The 12,578-nt window shown below is 62.4% G+C and carries 9 protein-coding genes; 4 read left to right on the top strand and 5 right to left on the bottom strand.

Annotated features, from left to right (window positions below; translation table 11 throughout):
• Positions 1-90 precede the first annotated feature (90 nt).
• Positions 91-774 carry a DNA repair protein RadC gene (gene radC, locus B4920_RS04220; protein WP_079433362.1) on the bottom strand — a complete coding sequence of 228 codons (684 nt, stop codon included), beginning with the start codon at positions 772-774 and terminating at the stop codon, positions 91-93.
• A 47-nt stretch (positions 775-821) separates the two neighbouring features.
• On the opposite strand from radC, the gene coaBC reads away from it, so the two are divergent.
• From coaBC to B4920_RS04235, 3 genes are read left to right on the top strand one after another with little or no spacing between them, the layout of a single operon-like run.
• Positions 822-2,012: a bifunctional phosphopantothenoylcysteine decarboxylase/phosphopantothenate--cysteine ligase CoaBC gene (gene coaBC / locus B4920_RS04225; RefSeq protein ID WP_079433363.1), complete on the top strand. Its 1,191-nt coding sequence runs from the start codon at positions 822-824 to the stop codon at positions 2,010-2,012.
• A 32-nt stretch (positions 2,013-2,044) separates the two neighbouring features.
• Positions 2,045-2,494 carry a dUTP diphosphatase gene (dut, locus tag B4920_RS04230; RefSeq protein ID WP_079433364.1) on the top strand — a complete coding sequence of 150 codons (450 nt, stop codon included), beginning with the start codon at positions 2,045-2,047 and terminating at the stop codon, positions 2,492-2,494.
• Positions 2,494-2,922 (top strand): NUDIX domain-containing protein, encoded by a 429-nt coding sequence (locus B4920_RS04235; RefSeq protein ID WP_079433365.1) that lies wholly within the window; start codon positions 2,494-2,496, stop codon positions 2,920-2,922. Before dut ends, B4920_RS04235 begins: the two co-directional genes overlap by 1 nt.
• A 51-nt stretch (positions 2,923-2,973) precedes the next feature.
• On the opposite strand, the gene B4920_RS04240 is transcribed toward B4920_RS04235, so the two are convergent.
• Together B4920_RS04240 and aceK are read right to left on the bottom strand one after the other, a co-directional pair.
• Positions 2,974-5,661 (bottom strand): D-(-)-3-hydroxybutyrate oligomer hydrolase, encoded by a 2,688-nt coding sequence (locus tag B4920_RS04240; RefSeq protein ID WP_216819743.1) that lies wholly within the window; start codon positions 5,659-5,661, stop codon positions 2,974-2,976.
• A gap of 119 nt (positions 5,662-5,780) precedes the next feature.
• Positions 5,781-7,565, bottom strand: a complete 1,785-nt coding sequence (gene aceK / locus B4920_RS04245; RefSeq protein WP_079433366.1) for a bifunctional isocitrate dehydrogenase kinase/phosphatase — start codon at positions 7,563-7,565, stop codon at positions 5,781-5,783.
• 345 nt (positions 7,566-7,910) lie between these two features.
• On the opposite strand from aceK, the gene icd reads away from it, so the two are divergent.
• Complete coding sequence (gene icd, locus B4920_RS04250) at positions 7,911-9,155, top strand: NADP-dependent isocitrate dehydrogenase (protein WP_079433367.1); 1,245 nt, start codon at positions 7,911-7,913, stop codon at positions 9,153-9,155.
• A 118-nt stretch (positions 9,156-9,273) separates the two neighbouring features.
• Here the strand turns inward: icd and B4920_RS04255 are convergent, their stop codons facing one another.
• A complete protein-coding gene (locus tag B4920_RS04255) occupies positions 9,274-11,511 on the bottom strand; it encodes an NADP-dependent isocitrate dehydrogenase (protein WP_079433368.1) in 2,238 nt (745 codons plus the stop codon).
• A gap of 254 nt (positions 11,512-11,765) precedes the next feature.
• A complete protein-coding gene (gene phaP / locus B4920_RS04260; RefSeq protein ID WP_079433434.1) occupies positions 11,766-12,329 on the bottom strand; it encodes a phasin family protein in 564 nt (187 codons plus the stop codon).
• Positions 12,330-12,578 lie beyond the last annotated feature (249 nt).

Genomic DNA, 12,578 nt, shown 5'->3' on the forward strand with positions numbered 1-12,578 from the left:
TTCGATAAGACCGTCGATTATAGACAACTATGTGTACTCAAATCAATACCTTGGTGCCTTTCAAAGTGAATGCTTGCACGATCCGGGTACTCAATTGAGTGGCAGGCCCCGTTCAGCGAAGGACAATGGCCGGCTGTTGCCGGCGACAATGAAATGGTCGAGCACCCGTACATCGACGAGAGAGAGGGCCTGGCTGAGGCTGCGGGTCAGGGCCTGATCGGCGTGGCTGGGCTCGCTGACGCCCGATGGATGATTGTGGGCAAGGATGACCGCTGCGGCGTTGCGCTGCAGAACCAGCTTGACTACTTCGCGGGGATAGACGGAGGTCTGGGTGAGCGTGCCGCGAAAGAGTTCTTCGCATCCCATTACGCGGTTCTGGGCGTCGAGGAGCAGGATCATGAAGACTTCGTGGGGAAGGTGTCCGAGTTTCAGGCGCAGCCAGTCCCGCACGGTCGATGGGGAATCGAGGACGTCGCGCTTGGCCATCTCTTCGCTCAGAGCTCGTCGGGATAGTTCGAGCACGGCCTGCAATTGCGCGTACTTGGCAGGCCCCATCCCGGGGATGGCAGAGAACGAGGAGGCCGACGCACTGCACAGGGCTGACAGGCTACCGAAGTGCTTCAGCAGGTCGCGTGCGAGATCGACCGCGCTCTTGCCGCGGATGCCCACCCGCAGGAACAGGGCCAGCAGTTCTGCGTCCGACAGGGCGGCCGCGCCGTGCGCCAGCAGGCGCTCCCGCGGACGTTCGTCGGCGGGCCAATCGGTGATCGCCATGAGGTGTACAATCCATTCTTCCGTAGGTAACATATAATACCATTGGCATGAACGAGCTGAAGGGCAGGAAACTGGTGCTGGGCGTGACCGGCGGCGTGGCAGCATACAAGGCGGCCGAGCTGGTGCGGCTGCTCGGCAAGGCCGGGGCGGACGTGCATGTGGTGCTGACCGAAGGTGGCGCGCGCTTCGTTACTGCGGTGACCTTCCAGGCTCTGTCCGGCAACCCGGTATGGACGGATCTGTGGGATCCGCGCATGGCCAACAACATGGCCCACATCGATCTGACCCGTGATGCGGATGCCATCCTCGTGGCGCCGGCGACGGCTGATGTGATGGCCAAGCTGGCCAACGGGCTGGCCGACGATTTGCTCACGACCCTCTGCCTCGCCCGCGAGTGCCCGCTGTTGGTGGCGCCGGCGATGAACCGGCAGATGTGGGAGAGCCCGGCCACACGGCGCAACGCGGCGCAGCTGCTTGTCGATGGAGTGGAGTTGCTTGGGCCGGGTGCCGGCGAGCAGGCCTGCGGAGAGGTGGGGCTCGGCCGCATGCTCGAACCGGAAGCCTTGTGCGAGGCCATGATTGCCTTCTTCCAGCCCAAGTTGCTGGCGGGGAGGCGCATCGTGATGACGGCAGGGCCGACCTTCGAGGCCATCGATCCGGTCCGTGGCATCACCAATTCGAGCTCGGGCAAGATGGCCTATGGGCTTGCGCGGGCCTGCGCGCAGGCGGGGGCTGAAGTGACCTTGGTCAGCGGTCCGGTGTCCCTGCCCGTCCCTGCCGGCGTGGAACGCGTGGGGGTGCGGAGTGCCCTCGAGATGCGCGATGCAGTCTTCGCCGCACTGCCCGGAGCCGACGTGTTCATCGGCGTGGCGGCGGTTGCCGACTATCGGCCGGTGAATTCGGCCGAGCACAAGATCAAGAAGTCCGGTGCCGAGCTGAGCCTTACGCTGACGCCGAACCCGGACATCCTCGCCGAGGTGGCCTCGCTGCCGCAGCCGCCGTTCTGCGTGGGCTTCGCCGCCGAGAGCCGTAATCTCGACGAGTACGCGGAAGGCAAGCGCAAGGCCAAGAAGCTGCCATTGATCGTCGGCAATCTGGTGCAGGACGGCCTGGGTGGGGACGACAATCAGGTTGTCCTCTTCGACGATCAGGGGCGTCACCCCTTGCCGAAGGCGCCGAAACCCGACGTGGCCCGTGCCATCGTGGCCCATCTGGCGACCTTGTTGCCAGCATTCTGAAATTTTTCACTGACGACTTGCGAGGCGACGCCATGCACCATATCGATATCCGTATCCTCGATGAACGCTTGAAGGCGCAGCCGCCGGCCTATGCTACCGAGGGGGCGGCCGGCCTTGACCTGCGCGCTTGTCTGGATGCGCCGGTGGTGCTGACGCCGGGGCATACCACGCTGATCCCCACCGGCATCGCCATCCACCTGGCGGACCCGGGACTGGCGGCGATGATCCTGCCGCGCTCCGGTCTGGGGCACAAGCACGGCATCGTGCTGGGGAACCTGGTCGGTCTGATCGATTCCGACTACCAGGGGCAGATCTTCGTGTCGGCCTGGAACCGCAGCCATGAGAGCTTCACCATCCAGCCGATGGAGCGCATTGCCCAGATGGTGATCGTGCCGGTCCTGCAGGTGGCGTTCAATGTGGTGGACCGTTTCGAAGAAAGCGATAGGGGCGCCGGCGGATTCGGTAGTACGGGCAAGCACTAATGCGTCACGCGGGGATTCCGACCGGCGTGCATGTGGTGCTGGACGAGGGGGATCGGGTTCTGCTGATGCGGCGTGCCGGCACCGGCTTCTTCGATGGTCTGTACAGTCTCCCTGGCGGGCACGTGGAAGAGGGCGAGTCCCTGCGGGATACGGCGGTCAGGGAGATGCGCGAGGAGCTGGGCATCGATATCGACGCGGCGGAACTCAAGGTCGTTGGCGTGGTTCATCGGCTTTCGGATACGAACCGGATCGATTTCTTTCTACGGGCAGGCCGGTGGTCGGGGACGCCGCGCATCGCCGAGCCGGGCAAGTGCGACGATCTGCGCTGGTTTGAACGCAGTGCCTTGCCCGATGAGACCGTGCCTTACGTGCGTGATGCGCTGTTGGCCGGTACGGGGCCATGGATCCGCGAACTCGGTTGGTCGTGACCGGACTCGCGCAGCCCCCGAGGGGCCGGCGGGCATGATGGGATCAACGGTCTATTCGGGTACGCTGACAGTGCCGTTGCTGTAGCTGATGACATCCGCTTCGGCCGGATTGGCGGAAATCGGCGGTACATTGCCCCCCGTCAGTGCGGGGGCGGTTCCAGGGGAGCCTCCCCGTGGCGTGGTCCGGATGAGCTGGGACGGTGGGAGCGGCGCGCCGGTCTTCAGGTGGGCGTACATCAGGTCCAGTGCCCGGTTGAAGTAAACGTGCAGGGGCACCAGGCGGGAGTCGTAGCCTGCCAGCAGCGCATTGTCGATGAAGGTGTCGAAGTGCTGAGCGTTGGTGACTTCGTAATAGTGCAGTTGGCTCTTGCTGCCATCCACCTTCTGGCTGGCTCCAAAGTAGGCGCGGGCCGCGTGATTGGCCGGGATCAGTGTATCCGAGCGGCCGGACACAATGATCGACGGCTTGCCGCCCAGGGCGCCGGAGGCCTGGACTTCGGCGATGCCCTGCTTGATGCGTTCTGACTGAGCGAGCTGTGTGCCGGTGAGCCTGGCACCATTCACCGGATCGACCCCGGTGGCCAGCGCACGGGCGCATAGGGCGCCATCCAGTGCGCCGTCGGCGAGGCCCGTGGAGGGAGAGACCGCCAGCACATCCCGCAGCGGGCCGCCGCTGGCATCGTTGTAAACCAAGTTGATCCCGCCGGTCGGTGGGACGCCGTTGCCGCTGGCGAAGATACCAGCCTGGACAAGGGGGCTGGTGGCCGTCACCCGGCCCAGGTCTGTGCCGGCTGTGACCGTGGTCGCCAGGCTGAAGCCGCAGATGTTGTCCATCACGCTGAAACGCCCGTAAGCGTTCAGGTAGGTGATCACGATCGAGGTGGTGGCGAAGGCGTGGTGGGATGCATGGTAGAGGTCGTGCTCGCTGCCCCAGCCGTAGGTGTGCAATTTCTGAATGGCTTCGTCGGCCTGTTCCTGCAGCGTCGCACCGTTGAGCAGGCCCTTGGCTTTGAGTGCCGCGCAACGGTTCGTTCCGTAGGCTGCGACGAAGGCCACACCCGGCGATCCGCTGGCCATGCTCGTCGAGAGGGCCGCGCAGGGCTGGTATAGATTGGCATAGGTGAAGTAATCGAGCAGTGGCTTGCCGATGGTGGCAACCGTATTGCTACCCTGCTTGATGCTCAGTCCACTGACGTCCTTGGGCTGGATCTGCGGTTCGCCGACGGCGACACCGTCGATCAGGCCGAGCTTGTCCTGTTCCGCCGCCAGCAAGGCCGCGCCGCCGCCGTTGGAGACGGATGACGCGAGCACCAGCGTACTGGCCGGCCGGATGGTGCGCCGCTTCTTGCCGTTGGCGTCGGCGGTGCCGTATTTTTCGTTGAGCACGTAGAAGGCGAAGCCGATCGCATCGAGGGTGTTGCGCCCCCAGTCCTTTTCGGGGTTTTGCTGGGAATGGGCGTGCTTGTAGGCGATGCGGTTCGGAAAGGCCTGGTTGAAGGCGTCGAGGGCGCTCTTGCTGAGGCTGGCGGAGAACAGGGCTTTCTTACTGGCTGCGGCGGAGGTGACAACGGTGCCGTCGATCAGATTGACCGTGTCGGTGGTCAGATCGTGCATGCCGTTGCCGCTGCCTTTGTCGGTGTAGGCGACGGCGCAGCCGTGCTTCAGGCCCCATTCTCCGGCGGTGCCGATGGCGCCGTATATCCCGCGGGAGCCCGATGATGTGGCGGTGACGATGCACGGATTGGCGGTGTCGAAGCTGTCCGGGACCTGGACCATCAGCGTCACCTTGCGCTTGCCGCTCATGTCTCCGGCGTAGGCGATGGCCTCCAGGCCGCCGATCTTGCCCTCGCCGAGGGTGTCGTTGCCATGGATGTCGATATTGGGCCCGAAGAGGGTGCCGTAGCCGCCGGTGTTCTTGTTGGCGTCGACCAGTGCCCGGTAATTGTTGTAGATGGCGTTGCGGCGCAGTTCCGCCGCGGTGGGGGCGGCCGGGTTGGCATACAGCGGGGCACTTGCGCTACCGAGCCCTGACTTGCCGAGGCCGCCGGTCAGCAGATCGTCGGTGTTACCGTCGTAGGTGTGGCTGACATAGGTGTCGCCCCACACACGTTCGGGCAGGATGTTGTAGGTGATGAAGCCGCCGCCGTTCGGCTGGAGATCGGCGAGGGTCAGCAGGCGGTCGGTTTCGTCGCCGTCGCTGTCCGCCGTGCCGGGCGTGAAGCGGGTGCTGCGCAGGCTTTCGGGCCGCTTGCCGAGCTCCGCTTCGAGGGCATCGAGGAGTTTGCTGTCGGCGTTGACGATGGCTCCGCTGCTGACATCCTTGAAGCTGCCCGAGGCGAACGCCGCCTGCAGGGCATTGCCCGAGCTGACGCCGAGCGCCAGCAGGGCGACGCTGTTGGTGGCGTTGTTGATGTTGGCAGGCTTGCCGGCGTCATCGGCGGTGACCAGTGCGTGCCAGACGCCCTTGCTGCCGGTGACCTGCAGCATGAAGGGGTAATTCAGGCCAGTGATGTCGATGCTGAAGTTGCCGCTGGCGTCGGTGTCGGCCCTGCGGGTTGTGCCGGCGGCGTCCTTGAGGGTGACGGTCTGGTTGGCGATTGCCAGGCCCTCGGCGGCAAAGCCGCTGAGGGGGGCTGCGCTGCTGTTGCTGCCCCCGCCGCTACCGCCGCCGCAGGCGGCCATGAGCAGGGCGCCGCTGAGCGCGAAGGCAAGGGCCGACTGGCGTAAAGGGTATGTCATGTGTCTCCTCCTTGTTATGTCGTGTGGAAGCACTGCCGGTGTATCCATACTCATATTGGTTGGCGGGGACGACGGATGACACTGGGGTTTACGCCAATCGGTGGGTATTTACGTGGAATTCACGGCGTCGGATGGCTACCGGTGGTCGGTGGTGCCAGTGCGGGGAAAACCTTGCAGAAGCGCAGTTCCTGCGGATAGGGGTAGAAGTCCTCCACGTAGCCGTTGCGGATCTTGTCCTGGGCGTCCTGCCAGAAGGCCGGGTCGAGCAGCCTGCGGTGGTGCTTGAGGAAGGCCTTGCGGATCTTCGGCTGGCCGAGCAGAAAGGTGGCGAACTCCTCCGGGAAGATGTCCCGCGGACCCGCCGAGTACCAGGGCTCGCCGGACATCTCCATGTCCTCGTTGGGCGCCGGCGGGATCTTGCGGAAGTTGCAGTCCGTCATGTACTCGATCTCATCGTAGTCGTAGAAGACCACGCGTCCGTAGCGGGTGACGCCGAAGTTCTTCCAGAGCATGTCGCCGGGGAAAATGTTGGCGATGGCCAGCTCGCTGATGGCCTGGCCGTATTCGCGCACGGCCTCGTCGATCTGCTCGTCGGTGGCCTTGCTGAGGTAGAGGTTGAGCGGCGTCATGCGGCGCTCGATGTAGAGGTGTTTTATGAGCAGGGTGTCGCCGTCCTCTTCGACGACTGACGGAGCGAGTGCCTTGAGCTGGACGATCAGGTCCGGATGAAAGCGGCTGCGCGGCAGGGCGACGTTGGAGAATTCCAGGGTGTCGGCCATCCGCCCGACCCGGTCCACCTGCCGGACCAGCAGGTATTTGCGCTTCACGGTGGCGCGGTCCATGTTCTTCGAGCTGCCGAACACGTCCTTGATGATCTTGAATACGTAGGGGTAGGACGGCAACGTGAAGACGAGCATGACCAGGCCACGGATGCCCGGTGCTTCGATGAACTGATCGTTGGAGTGGCGCAGGTGGGCGATGAGGTCGCGGAAGAAGATCGTCTTGCCCTGCTTGCCCAGGCCCAGCATGGTGTATAGCTCGGAGCGCGGCTTGTTGGGCATGATGCTGCGCAGGAACTGCACATAGCCGGACGGCACTTCCATGTCGACCAGGAAATAGGCCCGGGAGAGGGAGAACAACAGCGAGATCCGCCAGGTGTCGAGGAGGATGGTGTCCAGGTAAAGCTTGCCGGACTGACCGTGGCGCACGGCGATCACAAAGGGGTATTCCTGGTATCCGTTGATGGCCTTGCCGATGATGTAGGCGGTCTTGTTGCGGTAGAAGGCTGAGTAGAGCACCTGGATCTGGCAGTTCACCTCCATCTTCGGCCATTCGCCGATGTGCGTTTCCGCGGTGCGCATCACGTAGTCCACGTCCCGGTCCAGGTCTTCGAAAGGACGCTGCCAGTCGAAATCCTCTACGACCCGGCAGAGGGTTGCCCGCAGTCCTTTGTCCTGGGGGTAGTAGCTGGAATAGGTGGGTGGGAAGGACTCGATGTATTCCGTCGAGATGGCCGGGCGGGCAAAGATGTAGGCGTTGTTGAAGTAGTCCCGGTGCAGAATCTTGGTGGTTACCGAGTTGAAGAAGGTCTCAGCCAGTTCCGGTTGCTTGTGGTTGATCAGCAGGCCGATGAAGTACAGCTTGACCGCCTGCCAGGTGGCGTCGTCGATGGACTCCGCGTCGAACTCCTCGTGCAGGCGGAGCACGGTTTCATTCACGCGGTCGTCGTAGAACTGCACGCGGTCACGCACGGCGGAGAGCTGGCCCTGCCAGTCGGCAGCCTCGTAGCTCTCCTTGGCCCGCCGGGAGGTCTCGCGAAAGATCCGGTAGTGCTTGTTGAAGCCCTCGATCATGGCCTGGGCGATGGCCTGGGCGACCGGGTTTTCAGTGTTGTGGGTCTCCATTCTTCCCCCTGGCGGCTTGTATGTCGGTAGTGACCGTGTGTGCCACGAATGCGAAATGCGACCGGTTTTCGAGTCTAGCACTGCCCTCCACCAGTGGTGAAAGTGGTGGCGGAGCACGCACTACAAGGGTTTTGGGGCGCTTCTAGCGGGGGATTATTTCGGCCATAATCGAGGCACTTTGCTGCGGCCTGGAGGAGGGTCGGGCGGGGTAGACAGTGGATCGGCGGCCATGGACGGGCTCCGTGCTGCACGTCTCCGAGAACCAGAAAGCCGCGCGTGGCGAAAGCCGTGATCCGGCCGATTCACCCACACATCCGCAACACAATTCGAGTTGAGGGGGTTGGAATGAGTACGTCTCTGATCAAGGTGCCGGCGGGCGGCGCAAAAATCGTCTCCGGCCAGGCCATTCCCGACAATCCCATCATTCCCTACATCGAGGGTGATGGTATTGGCGTCGATATCACGCCGGTGATGATCAAGGTGATCGATGCCGCGGTGAATAAGGCTTACGGCGGCAAGAAGAAGATCCACTGGATGGAAGTTTACGCGGGTGAGAAGTCCACCCAGTTGTACGGTCCGGACGAGTGGTTCCCGAAGGAGACCTTCGAGGCCCTGCGGGAGTATTCGGTGTCCATCAAGGGGCCGATGACCACGCCGGTCGGGGGCGGCATCCGCTCCCTCAACGTCGCGCTGCGCCAGGAGCTGGATCTTTATCAGTGTGTGCGCCCGGTCCAGTACTTCAAGGGTGTGCCGTCTCCACTGAAGAACCCCGAGCTGGTGAACATGGTGATCTTCCGCGAGAACACCGAGGACATCTACGCCGGCGTCGAGTGGGCAGCCGAGTCGGAAGGGGCGAAGAAGGTCATCAAGTTCCTGCTCGAGGAAATGGGCGTCAGGAAGATCCGCTTCCCCGAGACCTCCGGCATCGGCATCAAGCCGGTGTCCATCGAAGGGACGACGCGTCTGGTGCGGGCGGCCATCAAGTATGCGATCGACAACGACCGCAAATCGGTGACCATCGTCCACAAAGGCAACATCATGAAGTTCACGGAAGGCCTGTTCCGTGATGTTGGCTATCAGGTGGCCCGCGAGGACTTCGGTGCCGAGCCGATCGACGGCGGCCCGTGGTGCAAGTTCAAGAACCCAAAGACCGGCCGCGAGATCATCGTCAAGGATGCGATTGCCGACGCTTTCCTGCAGCAGATCCTGCTGCGCCCGGCGGAGTACGACGTGATCGCCACCTGCAACCTCAATGGCGACTACATCTCGGATGCGCTGGCAGCTCAGGTCGGTGGCATCGGCATCGCGCCGGGGGCCAACATCTCCGACCAGTACGCCTGCTTCGAGGCGACCCATGGCACGGCACCCAAGTACGCCGGGCTCGACAAGGTCAATCCGGGCTCCATCATCCTGTCCGCCGAGATGATGTTGCGTCACCTGGGCTGGACTGAGGCGGCCGACATGGTCATCAAGTCCATGGAGGCGGCAATCGGCGACAAGATCGTGACCTACGATTTTGCACGTCTGATGGATGGTGCGACCGAGGTGTCCTGTTCGGCTTTCGGAGATGCGATGATCGAGCGGATGTAGTGCTGGTTTGGTGGCGTGTCGATGCCACCTAGGGCCTAAAAGTGAAAAGCCCTCTCGCATGCGAGAGGGCTTTTTTGCTGTCTTGCCGGCCCGCCTTGTGGGCGGGGGCTTGTCAGTCTCAGGCGCCGAAGGACTTCAGCGCAGCGTTCAGCGTGGGGCTGGGACGCATGATGGCTTTGCACTTCTCGGGATCGGCCTTGTAGTAGCCACCGATGTCCGCAGGCTTGCCCTGGACGGTCTTCAGCTCGGCAACGATATGGTCTTCGTTGTCGGCCAGGGTCTTGGCCAGCGGGGCGAAGTGGGCAGCTAGCTCGGCATCCTCGGTCTGGGCAGCCAGTTCCTGGGCCCAGTAGGTGGCCAGGTAGAACTGGGAGCCGCGGTTGTCCAATTCGCCGGTCTTGGGCGACGGCGACTTGCGGTTGTCGAGCAGTTTGCCAGTGGCGGCGTCGAGCGTCTTGGCGAGCAGCACGGCACGCTTGTTGCCGGTCTTGATGCCGAGGTCTTCCAGCGATACGGCGAGAGCCAGGAATTCACCCAGAGAATCCCAACGCAGGTGGTTTTCCTCGGTGAGCTGCTGGACGTGCTTCGGCGCGGAGCCGCCAGCACCGGTTTCGTACATGCCGCCACCGGCCATCAGCGGGACGATGGACAGCATCTTGGCGGAGGTGCCCAGTTCCATGATCGGGAACAGGTCGGTGAGGTAGTCACGCAGGATATTGCCGGTTACCGAGATGGTGTCGAGGCCACGGATCACGCGTTCCAGGGTGAAGCGCATGGCGCGGACCTGGGACATGATGTGGATCTCGAGACCGGTCGTGTCATGATCCTTCAGGTAGGTTTGAACCTTCTTGATCAGTTCGGCTTCGTGCGGACGGTAGGGGTCGAGCCAGAAGACCGCCGGGGTGTTGGAGTTGCGGGCGCGGGTGACGGCCAGCTTGACCCAGTCACGGATCGGGGCGTCCTTGACTTGGCACATGCGCCAGATGTCACCGGCTTCCACGTTCTGGGTCAGCAGTACTTCACCGGAGTCGATATCGACGATGTTGGCGATGCCGTCTTCGGGGATCTCGAAAGTCTTGTCGTGGGAGCCGTATTCCTCAGCCTTCTGGGCCATCAGACCGACGTTCGGCACGGTGCCCATGGTCTTCGGGTCGAAGTTGCCGTTGGTCTTGCAGAAGTTGATCATCTCCTGGTAGATGCGGGCGAAGGTCGATTCCGGCATCACGCACTTGCTGTCGTATTGCTTGCCGTCGGCGCCCCACATCTTGCCGCCCTGGCGAATCATCGCCGGCATGGAGGCATCGACGATGATGTCGTTCGGGGAGTGGAAGTTGGTGATGCCCTTGGCGGAGTCCACCATGGCCAGCTTCGGACGGTGCTCCTGGCACGCGTGCAGGTCGCGGATGATTTCGTCGCGCTTGGATTCCGGCAGGGTCTTGATCTTCTCGTACAGATCGACCATACCGTTATTGACGTTGATGCCCAGTTCGTTGAACAGGGCTTCATGCTTTTCGAAGGCTTCTTTGTAGAAGATCTTGACGCAGTGGCCAAAGACGATGGGGTGCGAAACCTTCATCATCGTGGCCTTCACGTGCAGAGAGAACAGGATGCCGGCTTCGCGGCAGTCTTCCAGTTCCTTCTCGTAGAACTCGCACAGGGCCTTCTTGCTCATGAACATCGAGTCGATGATCTCGCCTTCCAGCAGTGCGAGCTTCGGCTTCAGCACGGTGATCTTGCCGCCCTTGGCGATCAGCTCCATGCGTACATTGCGGGCCTTGTCCAGGGTCAGGGACTTTTCGCCGTGGTAGAAGTCGCCGTGGTGCATGTGGGACACATGGGTCCGCGACCAGGGCTTCCACTCGCCCATGGAGTGGGGGTTCTTGCGGGCGTAGTTCTTGACGGCGAGCGGGGCGCGGCGGTCGGAGTTGCCTTCACGCAACACGGGGTTCACAGCGGAACCCAGGCACTTGCCGTAACGGGCGGAGATGGTCTTTTCTTCTTCGGTGGTCGGATTCTCCGGGTAGTCGGGAATCGCGTAGCCTTTGGACTGCAGCTCCTTGATACAGGCCTTCAGTTGGGCAACGGAGGCGCTGATGTTGGGCAGCTTGATGATGTTGGCGTCCGGCTGAAGGGTCTTCTTGCCCAGCTCTGCGAGGGTGTTGGGGACGCGCTGCTCGGGGGTCAGGTTCTCGGGGAATTCAGCAAGGACACGGGCGGACACGGAGATGTCTGCCTTTTCGATTTCAATCCCCGCCGGGCTGGTGAAGGTCCGGATGATGGGGAGAAAAGCGCAGGTGGCGAGGAGCGGCGCCTCGTCAGTCAGCGTGTAGATGATCTTCGATTGTCCAGTGCTCATTCTGTGTCTTCCCTCTTGCGAATTTTGATTTTGAGCGTCACGACAGTGACGGTGCGGGCCGCTTAGCCCCCCCGATGTGTCCTTTCAGGCACGCCTTCCAAAATAGCATGCTTCCCGATTCATTGCACCGGTCGGAACGTCTTTCCGGCATCCGAAATGGAAGGGCGGAAGGCGAAAAAAAGCCCGCCCTGCATGGCAGGGCGGGCTTTTCAACCGGACTGGGGAGGCCACAAGGCCTCCCCGCTGGTTTTTTCTTAGGCAGCCTTCTTGGAGGAAGTCTTGGCCGGGGTGGTGCCGCTGACGGCCTTCACAGTGGCGCTGGTGGCGGCGGCAACGTTGGCTTCGGCGATCTCGGCGACTTGCTTGGCAGCCTTGGTCACGCTGTCGTAAGCGGAGTTGGCGGCAGCGATGGCGGACTTGACGGCAGCCACTGCAACGTCGGAACCAGCGGGAGCCGACTTGGCAGCCTTGTCGAGGGCAGCGGCGAAGTTCTTGTTGGCTTCGGCAACTTGGGCTTCGAACAGCTTGGAAACTTCTTCCTGGGTCTGGGAAGCGATTTCATAGACGCTGCGGGAGTAGGCGACAGCCTTCTCGACCACGGGCTGGGCCAGGGAGGACTGCAGCGCGATCAGTTCCTGCACATCCTTGGCGGCCAGCAGGGCCTTGGCGGAAGCAACGCTATCTTCCAGCACGGCGCGGGCGGTGTTCAGGTTCAGGGCGGCAATGCGCTCGGCGCTGGCGAAGGCGGTGTTAGCCAGGGTCAGCAGGGTTTCAACATTGGCCTTGTTGGCGGCAACGATTTGTTCGGGGGTGCTCATGACAATCTCCTTGAGTGAATGGATGAAATGCATTCTCGTCGGTTTTGCAATGCCCCTGGTTGGTGCGTTGCAACATGAGGTCCATTATATTCACGTCGAAAGGGCTGTCAACACATATTTGTTGCGCCGCACAAAAATCTTTATCTGTTTTTAATCTTATTGAAAAAAAAGGGTTTTTTGAAAAATATAAAGCACTGGGAATAATGCCCAAGCGCAAGGGCTGGCGCGGTTTCCAGCCTTGCGGCAAGG

This window comes from Zoogloea sp. LCSB751 (assembly GCF_002028455.1).
In the GTDB taxonomy this organism is placed as follows: Bacteria; Pseudomonadota; Gammaproteobacteria; order Burkholderiales; family Rhodocyclaceae; genus Zoogloea.

Coding starts and splice junctions, on each gene's coding strand:
- radC (WP_079433362.1), bottom strand. CDS start 774: ATGGCGATCACCGATTGGCCCGCCGACGAACGTCCGCGGGAGCGCCTG.
- coaBC (WP_079433363.1), top strand. CDS start 822: ATGAACGAGCTGAAGGGCAGGAAACTGGTGCTGGGCGTGACCGGCGGC.
- dut (WP_079433364.1), top strand. CDS start 2,045: ATGCACCATATCGATATCCGTATCCTCGATGAACGCTTGAAGGCGCAG.
- B4920_RS04235 (WP_079433365.1), top strand. CDS start 2,494: ATGCGTCACGCGGGGATTCCGACCGGCGTGCATGTGGTGCTGGACGAG.
- B4920_RS04240 (WP_216819743.1), bottom strand. CDS start 5,661: ATGACATACCCTTTACGCCAGTCGGCCCTTGCCTTCGCGCTCAGCGGC.
- aceK (WP_079433366.1), bottom strand. CDS start 7,565: ATGGAGACCCACAACACTGAAAACCCGGTCGCCCAGGCCATCGCCCAG.
- icd (WP_079433367.1), top strand. CDS start 7,911: ATGAGTACGTCTCTGATCAAGGTGCCGGCGGGCGGCGCAAAAATCGTC.
- B4920_RS04255 (WP_079433368.1), bottom strand. CDS start 11,511: ATGAGCACTGGACAATCGAAGATCATCTACACGCTGACTGACGAGGCG.
- phaP (WP_079433434.1), bottom strand. CDS start 12,329: ATGAGCACCCCCGAACAAATCGTTGCCGCCAACAAGGCCAATGTTGAA.